Raw genomic sequence first — 20563 nt, forward strand, 5'->3', positions numbered from 1 at the left:
CGCAAATTCAAACATCATGCCGAGACCAGGCTCCTTCACTCAATCCGTTCTCGATCGCTGCCGTTCGGCAGAAGTTCGGCAGCTTTTCCGCTTCCTCGTCGTTGGCGTCGCCAACACGGCGTTCGGCTACTCCATCATTTTTGCCTGCATGTACCTGCTGGGCCTCTCTGCGGAGCTGAGCAATGCCATCGGCTATGGCATCGGCCTGCTGGTGTCATATGTGATGCACAAGGTGTTCACATTCAACAGCGACAGGCCGCACCGCGAAGCCTTCATCCGTTTTCTCGTTGTATTTGCAGCGGCGTACACGGCGAACCTGCTTGTGCTGGTCGTTCTGGTTCGAGGCATCGGTGCGCATGAGGCCATCAGCCAGATCATGGCAAGTGCAGTCTATGTGATCACTTCTTTCATCATGAACAAACTGTATGTCTTCAGGCAATCTCGTGGCGATGCGAAGTAACTCCGGACGCCAAAGCAGCGCCGTCGTGTTGGCAGCGCTTTTCTTCCTCTGGTGCATCTTCCTCTGGCCCGCCTTCGACAAGGCCCACTCGTTCGCCCTATGGATGGACAACGAGTTTTTCATTGGCACCGTGCTGTCATCGATGTCTTCCAGCCTCGCACACGGCGAATGGCCGCTCAGGATGAACACGATTCTGGGTGGTGTTCCGCTGCACAACTTCGCACAGCTGTCGGCCTTCTACCCATTTTATCTAACGCCCCTGCCTCTCTTCGAGAGCCCGATCGAAGTCGTTCACTCGATGCACTGGTTGACGCTTGTCCATCTGTTGATCCTCGAAATCAACATGTATGTCTTGCTACGAGCCATGCAAGCATCGCGCGTTGGGGCCGTGACGGGCGCCGCACTCTTTGCCTTTGGCGCGAACAGCCTCTCTTACGCGGCGTGGCTCAACATCGTCGCACCCTATGCTTGGTTACCACTCTACTTGGCTGGCTTGCTGGGCCTGCTGTCGCTCGAAAGCTCTCGGCGCCATTTCGTCATGGCGCTGGCAGGGATCGTCCTGCTGACGCTCGCCTCCCCGGCCCAGCCCCTCATTCACGCCATTCTCCTGAGCGCCATTTTTTGCATTGCCCATGCAATGGGGACTGGACGGATCAACGGATGGAAGAGTATCGGGAATTCAGCAGCAAAGATTGGCATCGTGGCAGTGATCGCAGTCCTCCTGGTCGCACCCGTCATTCTCCCGACTGCCTTGGAATTCAAGAACATGATCCGATGGATCGGGAATTTCCCGCCCGTCTTCGGCAACGGCCGCATTCCATTCGAGGCATTCCAAGTCGATCAACTTGCACCGAGGGACCTCGGCGGCGTCTTATTCAAATTCAAGGGCAATGCGGTGGGCAGCCAGTTCATCGGACTGGTCTCGGTGGCACTGGCATGCGTGGCAGTCGTTTCTCGGCCTCGCTCCTGGATGGTGTGGGCACTCGTGTTCATTGCCGCTTACTCACTGATCTCATCGACCGGTAGCAACCTGGGCCTTGCGCATCTCAACTACGTCGTTCCAGTTCTGAACAAAATCCGTGAGCCGAGCCGCTTTCTCGTCCTGTTCCAGTTGGCGATGACGGTGCTCGCTGCCATCGGCATCGACGAGCTTCGCAACGAACTATCGTCCAGCGAACCCGGCCGTCGCAGCCTAGCTACCAAGCTGCTTGCGATGGCGATGACCCTGCTGGTTGCCGTTCTTGTTTCCCTGTCCTCAAAGGATCACATCGCTTCCATCGTGCCCCCATGGATCCCACTTGCCACGCTGGCCGCGCTTGTTCTCATCACCATGCTTATGGCGCGCTCCCGCTCAGGCGTTCGGGGTGTGCAGGCAGCAGCGCTGTGGAGTGCCGCCGCGCTGATCCTGGTTCTGGTGGATGTCCCGTGGCGACCACCGAGCATCTCCACCAGCTTCTACAACACCAGTCATGCACGTCAGCTTGATGAAGTGCTGGATAAGGTGAAGGCACTGGACCCGAATCATGATTATCGTGTCGTGTTCGATGGAAAGATCGACAAGCAACTCGGTGCCATGCTTGCCTCCTATAAGGGAATTCGCAGCTTCAATGCTTACTTCAATCCAGCCCCAAAACGGCAGTTCGACGAGCTCTATTACCACGCGCCCCGCAACGACAACTACTTCCGCTTGCTCGGAGCCAAGTACCTTGTCTGCGACGATTGCCCACAGGAATCACTGCGGGGCTACACACACAAGGAGGACATCGCAGGACTGAAACTGTACGAAGCAGATGGTTCGCTTCCTCATGTCTACGCTGCCACAACGCTGGACGGCGTCTATGACTCCTTGGGCGATTTCACGGCGAAGGCTGCGTCCACCGATCTCACCGGCAGCGTGCTGTTCATGGATATGGACACTGGCGTCCTACCTCGCTCGACAAGCGAAAAGGATCCAGCACGCTGCGATGTAAAGGAAGACCTGCCGCGTGGCACCAACCACGTACGGGTGCACATCGCATGTCAGACGCCCGCCATGTTGATACTGAATGAATTCTTCGATGAGGCTTGGAAAGTCTCCATTGACGGTCAACACTCAAAAATAGGCCGAATGAACGGCAATCAGATTGGGACCTTAGTTCCACCAGGATCCCACACCGTCGAATTCAAGTATCGTCCCGGCACGTTCATGTGGTCGCTGCCCCTGCTTGTTAGCGGGTTGGCTCTCCTCCTCGTGCTGCTGATTGCCGAACAAAAGTGGCTGCCTCGTCTCAATCAGCGGCAGACCATGGCACCGCGCGGCAACACCCCTACGTAATCAGCTGCGCGTCAACACTCGCCGGACCCATCGAAGGGGTGCCAGAAGCCGCCAAGAGCGCGAATTCAGGATTGCTTCGCTCTTGGCCGTCTGACAAGCAAGAGAAGCCTCCAGCCGTCTGCACTCAGCATCCGATTTCGCACGCGCTTCATCCCAGGCAGCGCGCTCGGCGCTCATCGACAAGGCCCACGCACTGCGTTCTTCGAACTCCTTCTGAAGGGCCACATACCGGGCTTCAAGTTGGGAATGCTCCTTGTGCAATCCGGAAGCCCAGTTCATGACCTTCTGTTGTTCTCCATACAGATCATTTCCGGCCTCCGCAAACAGGTTGGCACCCAATAGCGGCAGCAGGTCTTCACTCGCAGCACAAATGGCGACGAAATACATTGCGCGATCGGCGCTTTGGGTCTGCGCCTTCAACTCGCCGCCCGCCAGGAGCAACGCCTCGTAGCCCTCAGCGGGAATCCCTTCAAGGGGAAATAACGCCGACGCAGTCAGGAAGCGCTGGGCAAAGTACCGGTTGGCGGGGAAGAAACGATGGAGCAGTGCATCGAGTTCGTCGAAGTACAGCTCCTTAACGTGAAACTCGTTCACATAGTTGCGCTCGTCCGAATAGACCTTCTTGTTAGGCGACGAGATGATCAGAATTCCCGAAGGCTTCAAGACGCGCCGCAGCTCCCCGAGCATTTCTTCCTGTTCCGCGAGGTGTTCGAGCGTCTCGAAAGACACGGCGACGTCGACACTCGCATCCTCCAGAGGAATGGCAGTCGCACTGCCCTGCATGAAGCGCAGATTGGTTTGTGCAGCGTAGCGCTGTCGGGCATGTGCGACCGCTTCGTTCGAAATGTCCACACCGACAACCGAACTTGCGACGTGCGCAAGCAACGCAGAGCCATAGCCCTCGCCACAGGCAATGTCTAGCACATGCCGCCCCGCACAAAGCGATTGCGCCCACCCATACCGGTGCATATGTTCGTAACGGATCTCGCCCGTTTCGGTGGGAATGAACCGTTCACCGGTGAAATTCAACATGCGAGGTTTAGCCTTCTTGGAATACAAAAATCATTCAAACAGCTCGGCTGAACGCAGAGTCGCCGCGCGAGCATCCTTCGTCGACAACTGGGGGAGGGAGTCGACATTTGGCCACTCGATCGCCAGGTCGCTATCGGCCCAGATGATTGCGCGCTCATGTGACGGGGCGTAGTAGTCTGTGGTCTTGTAAAGAAACTCCGCCATCTCGCTCAGCACAAAAAAACCGTGTGCGAATCCTTCCGGAACCCACAGTTGCTTGTGGTTTTCCTCACTCAACTCAACGCCCACCCACTTGCCAAAAGTTGGTGACGACTTGCGGATGTCCACAGCCACGTCGAACACGGCCCCTTTCACCACGCGTACCAGCTTGCCCTGCGGTTGTTGAATCTGATAATGCAGGCCACGCAGCACCCCTTTCGCCGAGCGGGAGTGATTGTCCTGAACGAAGTCGATGTGCTCGCCCACCGCTTCGTCGAAAGCCTTTTGATTGAAGCTCTCGAAAAAGAAGCCTCGTGCGTCACCGAACACCTTTGGCTCGATCACCAGCACATCAGGGATAGCAGTCCGCGTTACTTTCACGATCGAACCTCGTCACTTAGCAGATGCTTGAGGTACTTGCCGTAGCCGCTTTTTTCCAGCGGGGCAGCAAGTTTCTCGAGCTGCTCCGTGGTGATAAAGCCATTGCGCCAAGAAATCTCTTCCGGGCAGGCGATTTTCAACCCCTGCCGATGTTCCAACGTCGCGATGAATTGACCCGCTTCAAGCAAACTGTCGTGCGTGCCCGTATCGAGCCACGCATAGCCGCGCTGCATGATCTGCACGTTCAGTTGATCGCGATCAAGATACTCCTGGTTGACTGCCGTGATTTCCAGCTCGCCACGCGCACTGGGCTTCACTGCCTTGGCGATATCGACAACCTGGTTGTCGTAGAAGTACAGCCCCGTCACCGCATAGCTGCTCTTCGGCTTCAGCGGCTTTTCTTCGATGCTGCTGGCCTTGCCCTTGGCATCGAACGCGACCACGCCATAGCGCTCCGGGTCCTGCACATGATAGGCAAACACGGTCGCGCCCGATGGCTTTGCATCTGCATCGGCAAGCAGGTGAACGAAGTCATGGCCGTAGAAAATGTTGTCACCCAGCACCAGCGCACTGGGGTCGTTCCCCACGAACTTGTCCCCGATGATGAACGCCTGTGCCAGTCCATCAGGGCTCGGCTGTATCGCGTACTGCAGGTTGATGCCCCACTGACTCCCATCCCCCAGCAACTGCTGAAACCGCGGCGTGTCCTGCGGCGTGCTGATGATCAGGATGTCGCGCATGCCGCCCAGCATCAGCGTGCTGAGCGGGTAGTAGATCATCGGCTTGTCGTACACCGGCAGCAGTTGCTTGCTGAGCGCCAATGTCGCGGGGTGCAGGCGAGTGCCCGAGCCACCGGCCAGGATGATGCCTTTGCGTTGCGTTGTGGTCATGCGTTTCTTCTCGTGTGAATCTCAGAGCGTCTCGCGCAGCATGCGCGCGACGCCTTCCTGCCAGGGTGGCAGGCGCAGTCCGAAGGTCGTCTGCAGCTTGGTGGTGTCAAGGCGCGAGTTGTGCGGCCGCGTGGCGGGCGTCGGGAACGCGCTGGTGGGTACGGCTTCGACAGCCTGCGGCCCGGCCTTGAGTTCGACGCCGGCCTGCTGCGCCATCTCGAGCACGAATCTCGCGTAGCCGTACCACGATGTCTCGCCGCCCGCGATCACGTGATAGAGACCCGCCTTGGCCGGATCCTGCAACGTCGCGCGAATGGCGTGCGCCGTCACGTCGGCCAGCAACTCGGCACCGGTCGGCGCGCCGAACTGGTCGTCGATGACGGTCAGTCGATCGCGTTCCTTGGCGAGCCGCAGCATCGTCTTGGCAAAGTTGCCGCCGCGCGCGGCATAAACCCAGCTCGTGCGAAAGATCAGGTGCTTCGCGCAGTGCGCAGCCACCAGTTGCTCGCCTTCGAGCTTGGTCTGCCCATACACGCTGAGCGGCCCGGTTGCGTCGTCTTCCCTCCAGGGCTTGCTGCCACTGCCGTCGAAGACGTAGTCGGTGGAGTAGTGAACCATCAGCGCACCGATCTGCTGCGCGGCCTCGGCCACCACGCCCGGCGACGTGGCATTCAGCTTGCGCGCAAAGTCGGGCTCGCTCTCGGCCTTGTCGACAGCGGTATGCGCCGCTGCATTAACGACCACGTCAGGACGCACGTTGAGCACCGTTTCGGCCAGTTCCTCGGGACGGCTGAAGTCGGCATTGAAATCCGTGCTGTCGAAATCGAGCGCGACCAATTCACCCAACGGCGCCAGGCTGCGCTGCAGTTCCCAGCCGACCTGCCCACCCTTGCCCAGCAGCAGCAACTTCATGCCGCAGCCTTCGCGTCGTACTGCTTCTCCACCCATTCACGGTACGCGCCGCTTTGCACATTGCGCACCCACTCGCTGTTCGCGAGGTACCACTCGACGGTCTTGCGAATGCCGGTGTCGAAGGTGTCTGCTGGCTTCCAGCCGAGTTCGCGCTCGATCTTGCGCGCATCGATGGCATAGCGACGGTCGTGGCCCGGGCGGTCGGTGACGTAGGTGATCTGTTCCTTGTACGGCTTGCCGTCGGCCTTGGGGCGCAACTCGTCGAGCAGTGCGCACACGGTGTTGACGATCTCGATGTTGGGCTTCTCGTTCCAGCCGCCCACGTTGTAGGTCTCGCCGAGCTTGCCGGCCTCGAGCACGCGGCGGATGGCGCTGCAGTGGTCCTTCACGTAGAGCCAATCGCGCACCTGCATGCCGTCGCCATACACGGGCAGCGGCTTGCCGGCCAGTGCGTTGACGATCATCAGCGGGATCAGCTTCTCGGGGAAGTGGAACGGGCCGTAGTTGTTCGAGCAGTTGGTGGTCAGCACCGGCAGGCCGTAGGTGTGGTGCCAGGCGCGCACGAGGTGGTCGCTGGCGGCCTTGCTGGCCGAGTACGGGCTGTTGGGCTCGTACTTGTTCTCTTCGGTGAAGGCCGGGTCGGTCTTGGAGAGCGAGCCGTAGACCTCGTCGGTCGACACGTGCAGGAAGCGGAAGGCGGCCTTCTGGTCGGCCGGCAGCGCGCTCCAGAAACCACGCACGGATTCGAGCAGGCGGAAGGTGCCGAGCACGTTGGTCTGGACGAAGTCTTCCGGACCATGGATCGAGCGGTCGACATGCGACTCGGCGGCGAAGTTCACCACGGCGCGCGGCTTGTGCTCTGCCAGCAGGCGGTCGAGCAGCGCGCTATCGCCGATGTCGCCCTGCACGAAGATGTGATTCGGGTTGCCCTTGAGCGACGCGAGCGTCTCGAGATTGCCCGCGTAGGTCAGTTTGTCGAGGTTCACGACCGGCTCGTCGCTGTTCGCGATCCAGTCGAGTACGAAATTGGCGCCAATGAAGCCAGCGCCGCCGGTAACCAGAATCATGGGGTCCCCTGTTGTTGTGGAACGATTTGCCCCGTGACAAATCAACGGGCGATTATCCCATCGGCCAGACAGGCTGAAATCGCGGAGTTGGCGTCCGTGTAAGCCCCGCCTACAATCGCCCCCACTGCAGGAGAGCGGGCCACCCCGGTGGCCCTACCGAAGGCGCAAACTCCCATAAACGCTCAGGTCGGTCCGAACAAGGGATCTGTACTGCACCAACTGATACAGCCGTCTGGAGAGCCACCACCCCACTGAACATGGCGGTGGTGCACCGAAGGAGCAAACCCGCTGCGGGTGCAGCAGGGTGAATCTCTCAGGTACCGAGGACAGGGGGAGCGGCAACTTGGACGGCGGTCGTCCGGTTGCTTGCTATTGATTCAATAGCACACCACGCCCGCCATTCAAGCGCTGCAACCTCAAAGGTACTTGAAATGCGCGTGATCGTTCTTGGCGCCGGCCTGCTCGGCGTGACCTCGGCTTACTACCTCCAGCAACTCGGCCACGAAGTGACCGTCATCGACCGGCAGGCCACGCCCGCCGCCGAAACCAGCTTCGCCAACGGCGGGCAGATCTCGGTCAGCCACGCCGAACCCTGGGCCAACCCGAGCGCGCCGCTCAAGGTGCTGCAATGGTTGGGCAAGGAAGACGCCCCGCTGCTGTTCCGCATCCGCGCCGACATGCGCCAGTGGCTCTGGGGCCTGCAGTTCCTGCGCGAATGCACGCCGGCGCGCACCCGGCACAACATCGAACAGATCGTTCGCCTGGGCACCTACAGCCGCGACACGTTGCAGCAGTTACGCCGCGACACCGGCCTGAACTACGACCAGCGCACCCAGGGCATCCTGCATTTCTATACGACGCAAAAAGAATTCGACGGCGCCCTCAAGCCCGCCGAGCAAATGCGCGCCCTGGGCTGCGAACGTCTCGTGATCTCCGCCGACGAAGCCGTGAAGCTCGAGCCCGCCCTCGCCCACATCCGTCCGAAGCTGGCCGGCGCCACCTACACGGCCGAAGACGAATCGGGTGACGCCAACCGCTTCGCGCGCGAACTCGTGGGCCTGGCCGCCGCAGCCGGCGTCAAGTTCCTGATGAGCCACACAGTGACCGCCCTGCGCGAGGCCGGCGGCACCATCGACCACGTCGAAGCCACCGACGCAGAAGGCCGCTTCCAGCGCATCCGCGGCGACGCCTTCGTGCTCGCGATGGGTTCGCTCAGCCCACTCTACGCCGCGCCGCTGGGCATCCGCCTGCCGATCTACCCGGCCAAGGGCTATTCGGTGACGCTGCCGGTGAAGGACGCCTCCAAGGCCCACCAGGTCTCGCTGACCGACGACGAATTCAAGCTCGTGTTCTCGCGCTACACCTCCGAATCGGGCGACCGCCTGCGCATCGCCGGCACGGCCGAACTCAACGGCTACGACCGCGACCTGAACCGCGTGCGCTGCGAAGCCATCGTGCGGCGCGTCGAAGAACTGTTCCCCGGCGCCGGTGACACCACGCAGGCGCAGTTCTGGACCGGCCTGCGCCCCGCCACGCCGAGCAACGTGCCGTTGATCGGCAAGACCAAACTGCCGAACCTGTACCTGAACACCGGCCACGGCACGCTCGGCTGGACGCACGCCTGCGGCTCGGGCAAGTCGATCGCGCGGATCGTGAGCGGGCTGGTGCCCGAGGTCGATTTCGCGTTCACCGGCATGCCCGCGCCTCAGCCGCGCACACTGCAGCCGGCCTGAGCGCCTTCTTCGCCGGCTCAGTCGTTGCCGGTGAACACCGTCAGCACACCCGTATACCCATACAGATGGTGCCGGGCGATCTCGCCCGCCGCGAAGAACCCGACCAGTGGCACGTCGCCCAGCGCGTGGCGCACGATCTGCAGTTCGGCGCCGGGAGCGCCGAAGTGCGGCCCGCCGCGCCCTGAACAGCTCACATACACCGCCCCCGCGATGCGCCGCGCCGGGTGCGGTGCCGCTTCGGCTTCACCCGCCGCGACCGCGCGCGCGGTGGCCAGCGTCTGCTCTTCCGGCTCCAGCTCTTCACGGATTTCCGCGCAGATGCGCATCAGGTCCGCACGCGCGGCCTGCGCGTTGCGGCGGCAGAAGGTCAGCCGCATGCCCGCTTCAGCGTTGTCCGCAATCGCAATGCCGCGCCGCGTCGGGTCCAGGCCGATGATGTGGCGCACCAGCACATCGGCGCCCAGGTCGCCGGTGCGACGGATGCCGTCGCTGCCCGCATCGGCCAGGCCAACCAGCGTGCTGCGCACCGCGTCGATAGCTTCCTGCGGCCGATCGAGCGATACCTGCAGATCGGCCAGCAGCACGTCAAGCGCGGGCTCCCCGTCGAGCTTGAGCAGCAGGTTGCCGTCGGCCTCGGTGATCTCGCGCTCGCGCACGGCGCCCGAACGCAGCGGCTGGCAGCCCTGCGTGACGCGCGACACCAGCCGCACGCCCTCGCCGAACACCACGCCCGACAGGCCGCCCGAAAACACGCCACCCGCCGCGCCGTGGCCGCGGATGTTGCCGTTGCCGCCCACCGCGAACTGCAGCGCGCTGCCCCGGCCCGAAGAGAGTCCGCCGAACAGGTAGCTGGTGTCGGTGCGGCCCGCCATCTCGGCGATCAGCTCCGGCAGGTCGGGCGTGGCCGGGTCGGCGTGCACGAGCGCGGTGTGCGCCTCGAAGCCGCTCATTTCGGAGTTGCCCAGCGGCGCCACGCCCGAGAACACCCGGTACTGGTCGCTCGGCAAGGCGCAGAGCATCAGGCTCATGCCGGGCTCGTCGAAGTACTCGGCGTTGTTGGCCGACACGCCGATGCCGACGGTGCCCGACCAGTCGGTCACCTCGGGCAGCTCGGCGCTCAGGTGGTCGAGGATTTCCTGCGCCTCGCTCGCATAGTGGTCGGTGATGTAGAGCAGCCCGAGCGTCGGCGACGACGCGTAGTCGGGCAGCGCCATCTGCGCGCGCAACTGGGCCAGCACGAGGCCGGCCGCCATGCGCCATTGCGGATGGGTGGCATGACCAGAGGGAAACAACTTCATGATGCGTGCCGACCCGTTCTCTTCAAAAAATATAGGTGTATGACGTCAGCGCCGGCTGGTGGTTCGCTTGCGCGCGGCGGTCGACGTCTTCTTTTTGGCGGCGGGTGCCGCCGTCTTCTTCGCGGCAGCGGCAGGCTTGCGGGCTGCCGCTGGCGGCTTGCCCATCACCTTGCCGACCACGTCGGCCAGCGGCTGGGCCATGGCTGGCACCTTGAGCTGGGCCGCGTCCTGCAGTGCCGAGCTGGCGATCTGCTGGAACTGTTCGGTGAGCGAGCCCCACCACTGCATCGGATCGACCACACCCGCGCCATCGGCGGCGGCGCCGGCCTTGGCCGAGGCCGGCTTGCTGCGCGGCTTTTTCGGCGACGGTGCCTCTTCAGGCTCGGCGTCGTCCTCGACTTCGGCCGGTTCGGGCTCGGGTGTTGCCGCGGCAGCAGCCGCCGCAGGTGCCGGCGCCATGGCAGCCGCCTGCTTGGTGAACGCGCTGGCGATGTCTTCCATCCGCACGTTCATGCCGCGCAGGGTCGACAGCGTCATCTTCTGCACTTCGAGCGCCTGGATCGTTGCCTTGAGCGCATGGCCGTTCTGTTCGAGCCAGTACTGGACGGTCTTGAGTTCCTGGATGCGCTTGTCGACCTCTTCCACGCTCAGCGTGGGTGCGACCCAGCTCGCAAGGCTCGGAATCCCGGGCACCGCGCCGGCGCCGGCACCCGCAGCGGCGCCCCCGGCGAGGTTCTTCAAGAAGTCGAATCCGGGAACGAATTGACTGAAGGCAAAGGGTTGGCTGGCGTTGCTCATGCAGGATGTCTCCGGGTGGGTTTTCTTGTGTTGCCAGCTTACTCCAAGCCTTCGGCCTTGGGTCCGGCCTGAACCGAACCCCTACCCACCCACAACCCCTCAAAGCTCGCTGCGAACCTTGCTGAAAACTTTCCAGAACGTGGCGTCCTGCGAGGTCGCGAAGTTGATCCGCATCATGGTGCTGGGCGGACGCCGCGCATGGAACAGCGAGCCCGGCGCCAGCAGGTAGCCCTGGTCAAGCATGCGCTGGGTCAGCGCGTCCGTGTCGACGCCCGTGTCGACCCAGCCGAACAGCCCCGCCGGCTCCGACGCGAAGGTGCAGCCGTGCGACATCGCCAGCTTCACCGTGCGCACCCGCGCCCCGTCGAGCCGGATGCGCACCCGCTCCGAATGCCGGCGCAACTGCCCCTGGTCGATGCACCACGACAAGGCCCGCTCGAACAGCGTGGGCGATGTCAGCGTGGCCAGCAGCTTGGTTTCGAGCAGCCGCTCTTTCAGCGCGGGCGGTGCGGCAAGGAAGCCGATGCGCCAGTTGGGCGCCAGGATCTTCGCGAAGCCGCTGACGTAGATGGTGCGCTGCAGCCCGTCGAGCGCGCTCAGCCGCGTGGCGTGCTCGGGCGCGAGGTGGCTGTAGGTGTCGTCCTCGACGATGTGGAAGTCGTGCTCGTTCGCCAGCTTCAGCACGCGGTGCGCGCTGCCCGGCGTCAGGCTGTAGCCGGTCGGGTTGTGCAGCACGCTCACGCTCACGAACAGCTTGGGGCTGTGCAGCTTGCAGTACTGCGCCATCACCTCCAGGTCGGGCCCGTCGGCGCGGCGCGGCACCGGCAATATGCGCATGCCCAGCGCTTCGAGCCGCGCGAATTCGAGCGCCCAGCCCGGCTCCTCGACCATCACCGGATCGCCCGCGCGCAGCAGCGCGCGACTCACCACGTCCAGCGCATGCGTGGCGCCGATGGTGGTGATGATCTGGTCGGGCGAGGCCGGCACGTTGATGCCCACCAACTTCTGCGACAGGCTGCGGCGCAAGCCCATGTCGCCGGCCGGCTCGCCGTACTGCAGCGACAGCTCCTGCAGCGCGGCTGTACTGGTCATGCGCCGCACGGCCGTGGGCATGAAGGTCGACGTCATCCAGTCCGGCGGAAACAGGCCCATGCCCGGCTGCGGCTTGTCGCTCGGACGGTGGAACATGCTGCGGATCAGCGAACTCGCATCGGCCGGCACGCGCGAGGCCATCATCGGCGTGGCCATGGGCGCGGCGTTCATCGGGGCGCGCTGGTCCTGGGCAGAGGCCGAGTCCCGCACATAGAAGCCGCGCTGCCGGCGGGCCTCGACCAGCCCCTGCGCCAGCAACTGGTCATACGCCGCGACCACCGTGTAGGGGCTCACGCCCTGCTGCCGCGCGCACTCGCGCACCGACGGCAGGCGGGCACCGGGCGGCAGCAGGCGGGTGCGGATGCGCTCGGCCAGCCGGTCGGCCAACTGCCCCGTGAGCGACTGTGTGGAGGTGCGTGTCAGCATGCTGTCGGGTGAAAAAAGTCGCTGTGCCGAAAGAATGACCAATACAGAGACCTTGATTGTTCGATCATCTGTATCGGAACTGTAATGGTCTCAAGTTTAGAGTGTGTGTCATGAACTGGCAAGAATTCACCGCGCTGCTGGTGCTGGCCACGGCGATGAGTTTTTCGCCCGGTCCCAACACCACGCTCTCCACCGCCCTCGCGGCCAACGGCGGCCTGCCGCGCGCCATGCGCTTCGTGGTCGCGGTACCGATCGGCTGGACGCTGCTGCTGGCAATCTGCGCGGCCGGCCTCGGCGCGCTGGTGGTGGCGGTGCCGCCGCTGCGCCTGGCGATCAAGGCGCTGGGCATCGGCTACCTGCTGTGGCTGGCGTACAAGCTCAGTGGCAGCGGCACGCTCGGCAAGGCCGACAGCGCCAGGCTCACCGTCGGCTTCGGGCAGGGCGTGATGCTGCAGTTCGTCAACATCAAGGCGTGGCTGCTCGCGCTGACGCTGGTGGCCGGATGGATTGCCGGCCAGCCCGACGCGCTCTCGCGCTTCGCCATCGTCGCGCCGGTGATGCTCTTCTATGCCTTCACCAGCAACTTCGCCTATGCGCTGGTCGGGGCGCTGCTGCGCGACTGGCTGGCCAAGGGTGCTCGGCTGCTCTGGTTCAACCGCGCGATGGCTGCCGTGCTGGTGCTCACGGCCTGGTGGATGCTGAGCGTATGAGCGCCGCGCCGGGCCGCCCCAAGCAAGCTCGCACCGCAGTGCGAAGCACGAAGGTACGCCAATGAGCAACAAACTCAACATCAAGGACGAAACGCTGGGCATGTGGCTCGGCGTTCTCGGGGTGGCCATGTTCGCCATCACGCTGCCGATGACGCGGCTGGCCACCGGCACGCACGACGCGCCGCAACTCTCGCCATGGTTCGTCACGCTCGGGCGCGCGGCGCTGGCGGGCGTGCTGTCGGCCATCTTCCTGATCGTCACGCGCTCGCCGCGGCCGGCGGCGCACCAGTGGAAGCCGCTGGGCATCGCGGTGCTGGGCAACTGCGTCGGCTTTCCGCTGCTGCTGGCCTATGCGCTGCGCGTGGTCACGGCCAGCCATGCGGCGGTGGTGACTGCGCTGCTGCCGCTGGTCACGGCCGCCGTTGCGGCCTGGGTGCTGCACCAGCGCGCACGGTTGGGCTTCTGGCTCTGCGCCATCGCGGGCAGCCTGCTGGTCGTGGTGTTCTCGGTGCTGCGCGCCAGCCAGAGCGGCCATGGCTTCGGCTTCGAGTGGGCCGACCTGCTGCTGGTCGGCGCGGTCATCGCCGCGTCCTTCGGCTACATCTACGGCGCGCAGGTCACGCCGTCGCTGGGCGCCGAGCGCGTGATCTGCTGGGTCTGCGTGATGGCGCTGCCCTTCACGCTGCCGGCCACGCTGGCGCTGTGGCCGCAGCAGCCGATCGCGCCCTCGGCCTGGGTCGGCTTCGTCTACGTCGGCATGTTCTCGATGTGGATCGGCTTCTTCGCCTGGTACCGCGGCCTGGCGCTCGGCGGCGCGCTGCGCGTAAGCCAGACGCAACTGCTGCAACCTTTTCTCTCGATCCTCGCGTCGATCCCGATCCTGGGCGAACCGCTCGACGTGGTCACGCTGGGCTTTGCGATTGCCGTGGTGGGCACGGTGCTCATCGGCAAGAAGCTGTCGCAGCCGCAGGCCGCGCCTGCGTCCAGCGCATCCGCCGCCGCGCCGCGCACCGGTGCGGTCGGACAAGGACGAAGCTGATGTTCAGCCACATCACCGTCGGCTGCACCGACCTTCCCCGCGCCGCCGCTTTCTACGACGCGCTGCTCACCCCGCTCGGCTTGAAGCGCCGCGCCGTCACGCCCGACGGCGGCCCCGAGTCCGCCTGCTGGGTCATGCCGGCGCAGACGCTGCCGCGCTTTTATGTGTACATCCCGCTGGACGGCGAACCCGCCAGCGTCGGCAACGGCAGCATGGTCGCGTTCAGCGCGCCGGCGCCGCATGCCGTTGACGCCGCCCACGAGGCGGCCCTGCGCCACGGCGGACGCGACGAAGGCGCGCCCGGCCCACGCCCACGCTACGGCCAGGGCTATTACGGCGCCTACCTGCGCGACCCGGACGGCAACAAAATCCATGTTGTGTACCGTGGCGACCTCCGGCCGGACTGACTGATTGACTGAAACTGTCCGGCTTGCCCCGATCCGAATTCCTGCATCTCACCTCACCGCCTGAAAGAAGAAAGCCATGAACTGGAAACTCGCCGCCCGCGCCGCCAAGATGAATCCCTCGGTGCTGCGTGAAATCCTCAAGGTCACCGAGCGCCCCGGCATCATCAGCCTGGCCGGCGGCCTGCCCTCGCCCAAGACCTTCCCGATCCAGGCCTTTGCCGATGCCTGCGCCGAAGTGCTGCACAACGACGGCCAGGCCGCGCTGCAGTACGCCGCCAGCGAAGGCTACGCACCGCTGCGCCAGGCCGTGGCCGACATGCTGCCGTGGGACGTCGACGCATCGCAGGTACTCATCACCACCGGCTCGCAGCAGGGCCTGGACCTCGTGGCCAAGGTGCTCATCGATCCGGGCAGCAAGGTGCTGGTCGAAACGCCCACCTACCTGGGCGCGCTGCAGGCCTTCGGCCCGATGGAGCCGAACCCTGTCGGCGTGGCGAGCGATGACGAAGGCGTGATCGTCGAAGACCTCGTGGCCAAGGCCAAGGACGCGCGCTTCGTCTATCTGCTGCCGAACTTCCAGAACCCCACCGGCCGCACCATGACCGAGGAGCGCCGCGCCGCCGTGTCGGCCGCCGCAGCCGCCGCCAACCTGCCGATCGTCGAAGACAACCCGTATGGCGAACTGTGGTTCGACGAAGCCCCGCCGCTGCCGCTGGCCGCGCGCAACCCCGAAGGCGTGATCTACCTGGGTTCGTTCTCGAAGGTGCTGGCACCCGGCCTGCGCCTGGGCTTCCTGGTGGCGCCGAAGTCGATCTACCCCAAGCTGCTGCAAGCCAAGCAGGCTGTGGACCTGCACACGCCGATCTTCACGCAGCGCATGGTGTCGGCCGTGATGAAGGACAACTTCCTCGATCGCCACGTGCCCACCATTCGTGCCCTGTACAAGCGCCAGCGCGACGCGATGATCGCCGCGCTCAAGCGCGAGATGGCCGGCCTGGACGTGAAGTTCAACGCGCCCAAGGGCGGCATGTTCCTGTGGGCACGCCTGCCTGAGGGCATCGACACCGTGACGCTGCTGCCCAAGGCGGTCGAGCGCAATGTGGCCTTCGTGCCCGGCGCGCCGTTCTACGCCGGCCAGGGCGATCCGCGCACGCTGCGCCTGTCCTTCGTGACGGCCAGCGTCGAAGAGATCGACATCGCCATCGCCGCGCTGGCGGTGACGTTGCGCGAAGAGCTCGCGCTGCTGGGCGGCAAGCAACTCGCGACCGCACAGACCTGAGCACTCCCGCCGTCCCGGCCATCACGGCCGGGACGGGCCGACAACAGACCCGGACCAGGACCCACCCTCATGATCGGACTCGCAACCCTCTCGCTCTTCCTGCTCGCGGTGCTGGCGCTGTTCCTCTCGCCGGGCCCGAACATGGCCTTCGTGATGTCGCACGGCGTGGCCCACGGCCCGCGCGGCGGTTTCGCGGCGGCCGTCGGCATCACGGCCGCCGACCTGGTGCACACGCTGTTCGCCGCCACCGGCGTGACCGCGCTGATCGCCGCCTGGCCGCCCTCGTTCGATGTGTTGCGCTATGCGGGCGCGCTGTACCTGGTCTGGCTCGCGGTGCAGGCGCTGCGCAGCGGCAATGTCCTTCGCCCTGGGGCGCAGGCACAGTCCGCCGGTTTCGGCCGCATCGTGCGCATGGCGCTGCTGAACAACCTCGTCAATCCGAAGGCGCTGCTGTTCTTCATGGTCTTCCTGCCGCAGTTCGTCGATCCGGCGCGCGGCAGCGTGCCGCTGCAACTGGTGCAGCTCGGCGTGGTGCTGTCGATGGCCGCGTTGGCTTTCAACACGTTGCTCGGCGCCTGCAGCGGCCAGGTCGGCCGCTGGCTGGAACGCCGGCCCGGCGCGGCCAAACTCCAGAGCAATCTGCTCGCCGCCGTGATGCTCGGGCTGGCCGTGCGCTTGCTCTTCCTCGACCGACCCACGCCCCGCTGAAGGCGAACACCCCATGAACGTTCTGAAGATCGCAGCCTTCTCGGATGGAGAGACGGGCGGTAACCCCGCCGGCGTCGTCATTGGCGATGCACTGCCGCCCGAGGCCCAGATGCAGCGCATCGCGGCAGAGGTCGGCTTCTCGGAAACGGCCTTCGCCGCCCGCACCGACACCGGCTGGCGCGTGCGCTATTTCTCGCCGCAATCCGAAGTGCCGTTCTGCGGCCACGCGACCATCGCCCTCGGTGCCGCGCTCGCGCTGCAGCAGGGCGACGGCGTGTTCGCACTGACGCTCAACCAGGCACAGATCACGGTGGAAGGCCGGCGCGATGGCCACGTGATCGCGGCCGCGCTGCAGTCACCGCCCACGCACAGCGCGCCCGCAACACCTGAACTGGTCTCCGACGCGCTGGCCCTGTTCGGCTATGCGCCGGGCGATCTCGACCCCCGCATTCCACCGGCTGTGGCCCATGCCGGCGCAAACCACCTGGTGCTGGCGCTCCAAAGCCGCAAGGCGCTGTCCGCCATGCACTACGCACTGGAAGCCGGCCGCGCGCTGATGCAGCGCGCGGAGCTGACGACCATCGTGCTGGTCCACGCCGAGAGTGCGCAGCGCTTTCACACGCGCAACCCCTTCGCCTCCGGCGGCGTCTACGAAGACCCGGCCACCGGCGCCGCGACGGCCGCGCTCGCCGGCTACCTGCGCGACATCGCATGGCCCCACGGCGGCGCCATCGACGTGGTGCAGGGCGAAGACATGGGCATGCTGTCGCGCCTGCACGCCGACATTCAGCCAACGCCGGGCAGCTCGATCCGCGTGTCCGGCACGGCGCGCGTCATGGCCGCCTGAGCCCCGTCGAACAGAACGAACAAACAAACAGATCAACAAAGAAAGAAAGAACCTCACCCATGCTCAACATCTGGGGCCGCATCAGCTCGATCAACGTCCGCAAGGTGGTGTGGTGCGCGCAGGAACTCGGGCTCGATTTCCAGCGCACCGAAGCCGGTGGCAAATTCGGCGTGGTGCAGACGCCTGAATACCTGGCACTCAACCCGAATGCGATGGTGCCCACCATCGACGACGGCGAAGGCGCCGAACACATGACGCTCTGGGAGTCGAACGTGATCGTGCGCTACCTCTGCGCCCGCCACTCGCACGGCGAGTTCTACCCGGCCGAGCTGCCCGCGCGCTTCGACGCCGAGCGCTGGATGGACTGGCAGCAGACCACGCTGAACCGCGCGAGCCACGGCGCCTTCATCCAGTGGGTGCGTACGCCGCCGTCGGAGCGCCAACCCGCGCTCATCGATGCCTCGGTGCGTGCAAGCGAAGCGCTGTTCGCGATGCTCGATGCCCACCTCGCGAAGCGGCCCTACATGGCCGGCGAGCGTTTCACCATGGCCGACATCCCCGTCGGCTGCGAAGCGCACCGCTGGTTCGGCCTGCCGGCCACCGAATACCACCGGCCGAGCTGGCCGAACGTCGAGCGCTGGTACGCCGATCTGCTTTCCCGTCCGGGCGCGCGTGGCGTGCTCGATCTTTCCCTTGAATGAACCCGATGAAATCCCGCCCCTTCCAGCAAGTCGACGTCTTCACCGCCACGGCCTACCGAGGCAACCCGCTCGCCGTGGTTGTCGACGGCACCGACCTTGACGACGCCGAGATGCAGCGCTTTGCGCAGTGGACCAACCTGTCCGAAACCACCTTCCTGCTGCCGCCCACGGCACCCACCGCCGACTACCGCGTGCGCATCTTCACGCCCGGTGGCGAGCTGCCCTTTGCCGGCCATCCGACCATCGGCAGTTGCCATGCCTGGCTGCGCGCCGGCGGCAAGTCCAAGGCGGCCGGTCTGGTGGTACAGGAATGCGGCGCGGGCCTCGTGCCGCTGCGACGCGAAGGCGAACGGCTGGCCTTTGCCGCGCCGCCGCTCAAGCGCAGCGCACCGAGCCCCGCACTGCTGGCCAAGGTGGCCGGCGCGCTGGGCCTGAAGGCGCAGCAGATCATCGCGGCGCAGGTGCTCGACAACGGCCCGGTCTGGTTCGGCCTGCTGGTCGATGACGCCGACGTGGTGCTGCAACTGCAGCCCGACCACCGCATGCTGCGTGAACTGGGCGTGAAGGCCGGCGTGGCCGGCGTGCCCGCGGCGCTCGACACCTCGCCGCTGATCGGCCGCTCGAACCGCGAGGCGCGCGCCTTCGGCAACCGCCGTGCCGCCGAGTACAACGACGGCGCGAAGATCGACCTCGAAGTGCGCGCCTTCGCCGAGCCCGTCGGCGTGCCCGAAGACCCGGTCACCGGCAGCCTCAACGCCAGCCTGGCCGAATGGCTGATCGCCGACGGCCACATGCCCGAGCGCTACCTGGCTGCCCAAGGCCAGTGCCTGGGCCGCGCCGGCCGCGTGTACATCGAGCGCGACGCCGAAGGAAAGATCTGGGTCGGCGGCGATGCCGTGACCTGCATCGACGGCACCGTCACGCTGTAGCCCGCACCGCGCCATGCACGCCCACCTCGACCACCTCGTGATCGCCGCCGCCTCGCTCGCCGAAGGCGTGGCGTGGTGCGAAGCCACGCTCGGCGTCGTGCCGGGGCCTGGCGGCGCGCATCCGCTGATGGGCACGCACAACCGGCTGCTGAACATCGCGAGCGACGCCTTTCCGGCCGCCTACCTGGAGATCATCGCGATCGAACCCGGCAAGCGGCCGTCGCGTGCGGGCACGCACCGCTGGTTCGATCTCGACGACGGCGCGCTGCAGGCGGGCCTTGCGCAGCGCGGCCCGCGCCTGATTCACTTCGTCGCGCGCGTGCCCGATGCGCATGCCGCGCTGCATGCGCTCGCGCACGACGAGCACGCGCACATCGACCGCGGCCAGTTGCTCGAAGCCTCGCGCGACACACCGGCCGGCCGGCTCGAATGGCAGATCACCGTGCGCGACGACGGCCAGCGGCTTTTCTACGGCGCGTTGCCCACGCTGATCCAGTGGGGCCCGGTGCACCCGACCGATGCGATGCCAAGCTCGGGCCTTTCGATGCGCGCGCTGCGTGCCGCGCATCCGCGCGCGGCCGACCTCTCCGCCGCACTGTCGACCATCGGCATGGCCGACATGGCGGTCACCGCCGGCCCACCCAACCTCGTGGCCGTGCTCGACACGCCGCGCGGCCCCGTCACCCTCGAATCCCAAGGACTCTGACCATGCTGAGCCTCACAGAAATCGCCTGGTTCGCCCTCGCCTCGCTGCTGCTCGCGCTCACGCCGGGGCCCAACATGATCTATTGCGTTTCGCGCACATTGATCCAGGGCCGCCGCGCGGGCTTGATCTCGCTGGGCGGTGTGCTGATGGCCTTCCTGGTCCACCTGCTCGCGGCGGCGCTCGGCCTCACCGCGCTGCTGCTGGCCGTGCCGATCGCGTTCGACGCGATCCGCCTCGCCGGTGCGGCCTACCTGCTGTGGCTCGCATGGCAGGCCGTCAAGCCCGGCGGCAATGCGCCCTTCGAGGCCCGCGTGCTGCCGGCCGATCCGCCGGCCAAGCTGTTCCGCATGGGCTTTCTCACGAACCTGCTGAACCCGAAGGTGGCGATGTTCTACCTGTCCTTCTTTCCGCAGTTCATCCACCCCGAGCGCGGCTCTGTGCTGCTGCAAAGCCTGCAACTGGGCATCGCGCAGATGACCACCAGCGCGGTGGTCAACACGGTGATGATCGTCGGCGCCGCGAGCATCACCGCCGTGCTGTCGCAAAGCGCGGGCTGGCTGCGCGCGCAACGCTATGTGATGGGCAGCGTGCTGGCCGCACTGGCCGTGCGCGTGGCGCTGACCGAACGCAAGTAAT

21 protein-coding genes and 2 riboswitches are annotated in these 20563 nt (G+C 65.4%); of the genes, 13 read left to right on the forward strand and 8 right to left on the reverse strand.

What is annotated here, in order from left to right:
* Positions 1 to 16: 16 nt before the first annotated feature.
* Both ACSFB7_RS08340 and ACSFB7_RS08345 read left to right on the forward strand, forming a co-directional pair.
* Complete coding sequence (locus ACSFB7_RS08340; RefSeq protein ID WP_435468908.1) at positions 17 to 460, forward strand: GtrA family protein; 444 nt, start codon at positions 17 to 19, stop codon at positions 458 to 460.
* Complete coding sequence (locus ACSFB7_RS08345) at positions 426 to 2774, forward strand: YfhO family protein (protein WP_435468909.1); 2349 nt, start codon at positions 426 to 428, stop codon at positions 2772 to 2774. The genes ACSFB7_RS08340 and ACSFB7_RS08345 overlap by 35 nt, the downstream gene beginning before the upstream one ends.
* Here the strand turns inward: ACSFB7_RS08345 and ACSFB7_RS08350 are convergent, their stop codons facing one another.
* From ACSFB7_RS08350 to rfbB, 5 genes are read right to left on the reverse strand one after another with little or no spacing between them, the layout of a single operon-like run.
* Positions 2775 to 3806 carry a class I SAM-dependent methyltransferase gene (locus ACSFB7_RS08350; RefSeq protein WP_435468911.1) on the reverse strand — a complete coding sequence of 344 codons (1032 nt, stop codon included), beginning with the start codon at positions 3804 to 3806 and terminating at the stop codon, positions 2775 to 2777. It abuts the gene before it with no gap.
* Between the two features lie 30 nt (positions 3807 to 3836).
* Positions 3837 to 4385, reverse strand: coding sequence for a dTDP-4-dehydrorhamnose 3,5-epimerase (gene rfbC, locus ACSFB7_RS08355; protein WP_435468913.1), 549 nt, complete (start codon positions 4383 to 4385; stop codon positions 3837 to 3839).
* The gene (gene rfbA / locus ACSFB7_RS08360) at positions 4382 to 5275 is read right to left on the reverse strand and encodes a glucose-1-phosphate thymidylyltransferase RfbA (RefSeq protein WP_435468915.1); all 894 of its coding nucleotides are present in this window, start codon (positions 5273 to 5275) and stop codon (positions 4382 to 4384) included. Before rfbA ends, rfbC begins: the two co-directional genes overlap by 4 nt.
* Positions 5276 to 5296: 21 nt before the next feature.
* A complete protein-coding gene (rfbD, locus tag ACSFB7_RS08365) occupies positions 5297 to 6187 on the reverse strand; it encodes a dTDP-4-dehydrorhamnose reductase (protein ID WP_435468917.1) in 891 nt (296 codons plus the stop codon).
* A complete protein-coding gene (gene rfbB, locus ACSFB7_RS08370) occupies positions 6184 to 7254 on the reverse strand; it encodes a dTDP-glucose 4,6-dehydratase (protein WP_435468919.1) in 1071 nt (356 codons plus the stop codon). The genes rfbD and rfbB overlap by 4 nt, the downstream gene beginning before the upstream one ends.
* 117 nt (positions 7255 to 7371) lie before the next feature.
* Positions 7372 to 7472, forward strand: a riboswitch (glycine riboswitch).
* A gap of 4 nt (positions 7473 to 7476) precedes the next feature.
* Positions 7477 to 7594, forward strand: a riboswitch (glycine riboswitch).
* Positions 7595 to 7685: 91 nt separating this feature from the next.
* Between rfbB and ACSFB7_RS08375 the strand changes: the two genes are divergently transcribed.
* Complete coding sequence (locus ACSFB7_RS08375) at positions 7686 to 8987, forward strand: D-amino acid dehydrogenase (protein WP_435468921.1); 1302 nt, start codon at positions 7686 to 7688, stop codon at positions 8985 to 8987.
* A gap of 17 nt (positions 8988 to 9004) precedes the next feature.
* Here the strand turns inward: ACSFB7_RS08375 and ACSFB7_RS08380 are convergent, their stop codons facing one another.
* The 3 genes from ACSFB7_RS08380 to ACSFB7_RS08390 all read right to left on the reverse strand — a co-directional run bounded on the left by ACSFB7_RS08380 (position 9005) and on the right by ACSFB7_RS08390 (position 12601).
* Positions 9005 to 10285: an FIST signal transduction protein gene (locus ACSFB7_RS08380; RefSeq protein ID WP_435468923.1), complete on the reverse strand. Its 1281-nt coding sequence runs from the start codon at positions 10283 to 10285 to the stop codon at positions 9005 to 9007.
* A gap of 45 nt (positions 10286 to 10330) precedes the next feature.
* Positions 10331 to 11083: a PhaM family polyhydroxyalkanoate granule multifunctional regulatory protein gene (locus tag ACSFB7_RS08385; protein ID WP_435468925.1), complete on the reverse strand. Its 753-nt coding sequence runs from the start codon at positions 11081 to 11083 to the stop codon at positions 10331 to 10333.
* 99 nt (positions 11084 to 11182) lie between these two features.
* Positions 11183 to 12601, reverse strand: a complete 1419-nt coding sequence (locus ACSFB7_RS08390; RefSeq protein WP_435468927.1) for an aminotransferase-like domain-containing protein — start codon at positions 12599 to 12601, stop codon at positions 11183 to 11185.
* 110 nt (positions 12602 to 12711) lie between these two features.
* On the opposite strand from ACSFB7_RS08390, the gene ACSFB7_RS08395 reads away from it, so the two are divergent.
* The 10 genes from ACSFB7_RS08395 to ACSFB7_RS08440 all read left to right on the forward strand — a co-directional run bounded on the left by ACSFB7_RS08395 (position 12712) and on the right by ACSFB7_RS08440 (position 20562).
* The gene (locus ACSFB7_RS08395; protein ID WP_435468929.1) at positions 12712 to 13311 is read left to right on the forward strand and encodes a LysE family translocator; all 600 of its coding nucleotides are present in this window, start codon (positions 12712 to 12714) and stop codon (positions 13309 to 13311) included.
* Positions 13312 to 13372: 61 nt separating this feature from the next.
* Positions 13373 to 14350 carry a DMT family transporter gene (locus ACSFB7_RS08400; RefSeq protein ID WP_435468931.1) on the forward strand — a complete coding sequence of 326 codons (978 nt, stop codon included), beginning with the start codon at positions 13373 to 13375 and terminating at the stop codon, positions 14348 to 14350.
* Positions 14350 to 14757: a VOC family protein gene (locus ACSFB7_RS08405; protein ID WP_435468933.1), complete on the forward strand. Its 408-nt coding sequence runs from the start codon at positions 14350 to 14352 to the stop codon at positions 14755 to 14757. The genes ACSFB7_RS08400 and ACSFB7_RS08405 overlap by 1 nt, the downstream gene beginning before the upstream one ends.
* 76 nt (positions 14758 to 14833) lie before the next feature.
* Complete coding sequence (locus ACSFB7_RS08410; RefSeq protein ID WP_435468935.1) at positions 14834 to 16036, forward strand: aminotransferase-like domain-containing protein; 1203 nt, start codon at positions 14834 to 14836, stop codon at positions 16034 to 16036.
* 69 nt (positions 16037 to 16105) lie between these two features.
* Positions 16106 to 16744 (forward strand): LysE family translocator, encoded by a 639-nt coding sequence (locus ACSFB7_RS08415; protein ID WP_435468937.1) that lies wholly within the window; start codon positions 16106 to 16108, stop codon positions 16742 to 16744.
* Between the two features lie 13 nt (positions 16745 to 16757).
* On the forward strand, positions 16758 to 17591 hold the full coding sequence (locus ACSFB7_RS08420) for a PhzF family phenazine biosynthesis protein (RefSeq protein ID WP_435468939.1): 834 nt from the start codon (positions 16758 to 16760) through the stop codon (positions 17589 to 17591).
* Positions 17592 to 17650: 59 nt separating this feature from the next.
* Positions 17651 to 18292, forward strand: coding sequence for a glutathione S-transferase family protein (locus tag ACSFB7_RS08425; protein ID WP_435468941.1), 642 nt, complete (start codon positions 17651 to 17653; stop codon positions 18290 to 18292).
* 5 nt (positions 18293 to 18297) lie between these two features.
* Positions 18298 to 19221 carry a PhzF family phenazine biosynthesis protein gene (locus ACSFB7_RS08430; RefSeq protein ID WP_435468943.1) on the forward strand — a complete coding sequence of 308 codons (924 nt, stop codon included), beginning with the start codon at positions 18298 to 18300 and terminating at the stop codon, positions 19219 to 19221.
* Positions 19222 to 19234: 13 nt separating this feature from the next.
* Positions 19235 to 19927 (forward strand): VOC family protein, encoded by a 693-nt coding sequence (locus tag ACSFB7_RS08435; protein WP_435468945.1) that lies wholly within the window; start codon positions 19235 to 19237, stop codon positions 19925 to 19927.
* 2 nt (positions 19928 to 19929) lie between these two features.
* Positions 19930 to 20562: a LysE family translocator gene (locus ACSFB7_RS08440; protein WP_435468947.1), complete on the forward strand. Its 633-nt coding sequence runs from the start codon at positions 19930 to 19932 to the stop codon at positions 20560 to 20562.
* Position 20563: the final 1 nt, after the last annotated feature.

Source organism: Variovorax raffinosi (assembly GCF_051216615.1).
Taxonomy (GTDB): domain Bacteria; phylum Pseudomonadota; class Gammaproteobacteria; order Burkholderiales; family Burkholderiaceae_C; genus Variovorax.

Bases quoted from the DNA above. Each gene is read 5' to 3' on its own strand.
- ACSFB7_RS08340 (WP_435468908.1), top strand. From the start codon at position 17: ATGCCGAGACCAGGCTCCTTCACTCAATCCGTTCTCGATCGCTGCCGT.
- ACSFB7_RS08345 (WP_435468909.1), top strand. From the start codon at position 426: ATGTCTTCAGGCAATCTCGTGGCGATGCGAAGTAACTCCGGACGCCAA.
- ACSFB7_RS08350 (WP_435468911.1), bottom strand. From the start codon at position 3,806: ATGTTGAATTTCACCGGTGAACGGTTCATTCCCACCGAAACGGGCGAG.
- rfbA (WP_435468915.1), bottom strand. From the start codon at position 5,275: ATGACCACAACGCAACGCAAAGGCATCATCCTGGCCGGTGGCTCGGGC.
- rfbD (WP_435468917.1), bottom strand. From the start codon at position 6,187: ATGAAGTTGCTGCTGCTGGGCAAGGGTGGGCAGGTCGGCTGGGAACTG.
- rfbB (WP_435468919.1), bottom strand. From the start codon at position 7,254: ATGATTCTGGTTACCGGCGGCGCTGGCTTCATTGGCGCCAATTTCGTA.
- ACSFB7_RS08375 (WP_435468921.1), top strand. From the start codon at position 7,686: ATGCGCGTGATCGTTCTTGGCGCCGGCCTGCTCGGCGTGACCTCGGCT.
- ACSFB7_RS08380 (WP_435468923.1), bottom strand. From the start codon at position 10,285: ATGAAGTTGTTTCCCTCTGGTCATGCCACCCATCCGCAATGGCGCATG.
- ACSFB7_RS08385 (WP_435468925.1), bottom strand. From the start codon at position 11,083: ATGAGCAACGCCAGCCAACCCTTTGCCTTCAGTCAATTCGTTCCCGGA.
- ACSFB7_RS08390 (WP_435468927.1), bottom strand. From the start codon at position 12,601: ATGCTGACACGCACCTCCACACAGTCGCTCACGGGGCAGTTGGCCGAC.
- ACSFB7_RS08395 (WP_435468929.1), top strand. From the start codon at position 12,712: ATGAACTGGCAAGAATTCACCGCGCTGCTGGTGCTGGCCACGGCGATG.
- ACSFB7_RS08400 (WP_435468931.1), top strand. From the start codon at position 13,373: ATGAGCAACAAACTCAACATCAAGGACGAAACGCTGGGCATGTGGCTC.
- ACSFB7_RS08405 (WP_435468933.1), top strand. From the start codon at position 14,350: ATGTTCAGCCACATCACCGTCGGCTGCACCGACCTTCCCCGCGCCGCC.
- ACSFB7_RS08410 (WP_435468935.1), top strand. From the start codon at position 14,834: ATGAACTGGAAACTCGCCGCCCGCGCCGCCAAGATGAATCCCTCGGTG.
- ACSFB7_RS08415 (WP_435468937.1), top strand. From the start codon at position 16,106: ATGATCGGACTCGCAACCCTCTCGCTCTTCCTGCTCGCGGTGCTGGCG.
- ACSFB7_RS08420 (WP_435468939.1), top strand. From the start codon at position 16,758: ATGAACGTTCTGAAGATCGCAGCCTTCTCGGATGGAGAGACGGGCGGT.
- ACSFB7_RS08425 (WP_435468941.1), top strand. From the start codon at position 17,651: ATGCTCAACATCTGGGGCCGCATCAGCTCGATCAACGTCCGCAAGGTG.
- ACSFB7_RS08430 (WP_435468943.1), top strand. From the start codon at position 18,298: ATGAAATCCCGCCCCTTCCAGCAAGTCGACGTCTTCACCGCCACGGCC.
- ACSFB7_RS08435 (WP_435468945.1), top strand. From the start codon at position 19,235: ATGCACGCCCACCTCGACCACCTCGTGATCGCCGCCGCCTCGCTCGCC.
- ACSFB7_RS08440 (WP_435468947.1), top strand. From the start codon at position 19,930: ATGCTGAGCCTCACAGAAATCGCCTGGTTCGCCCTCGCCTCGCTGCTG.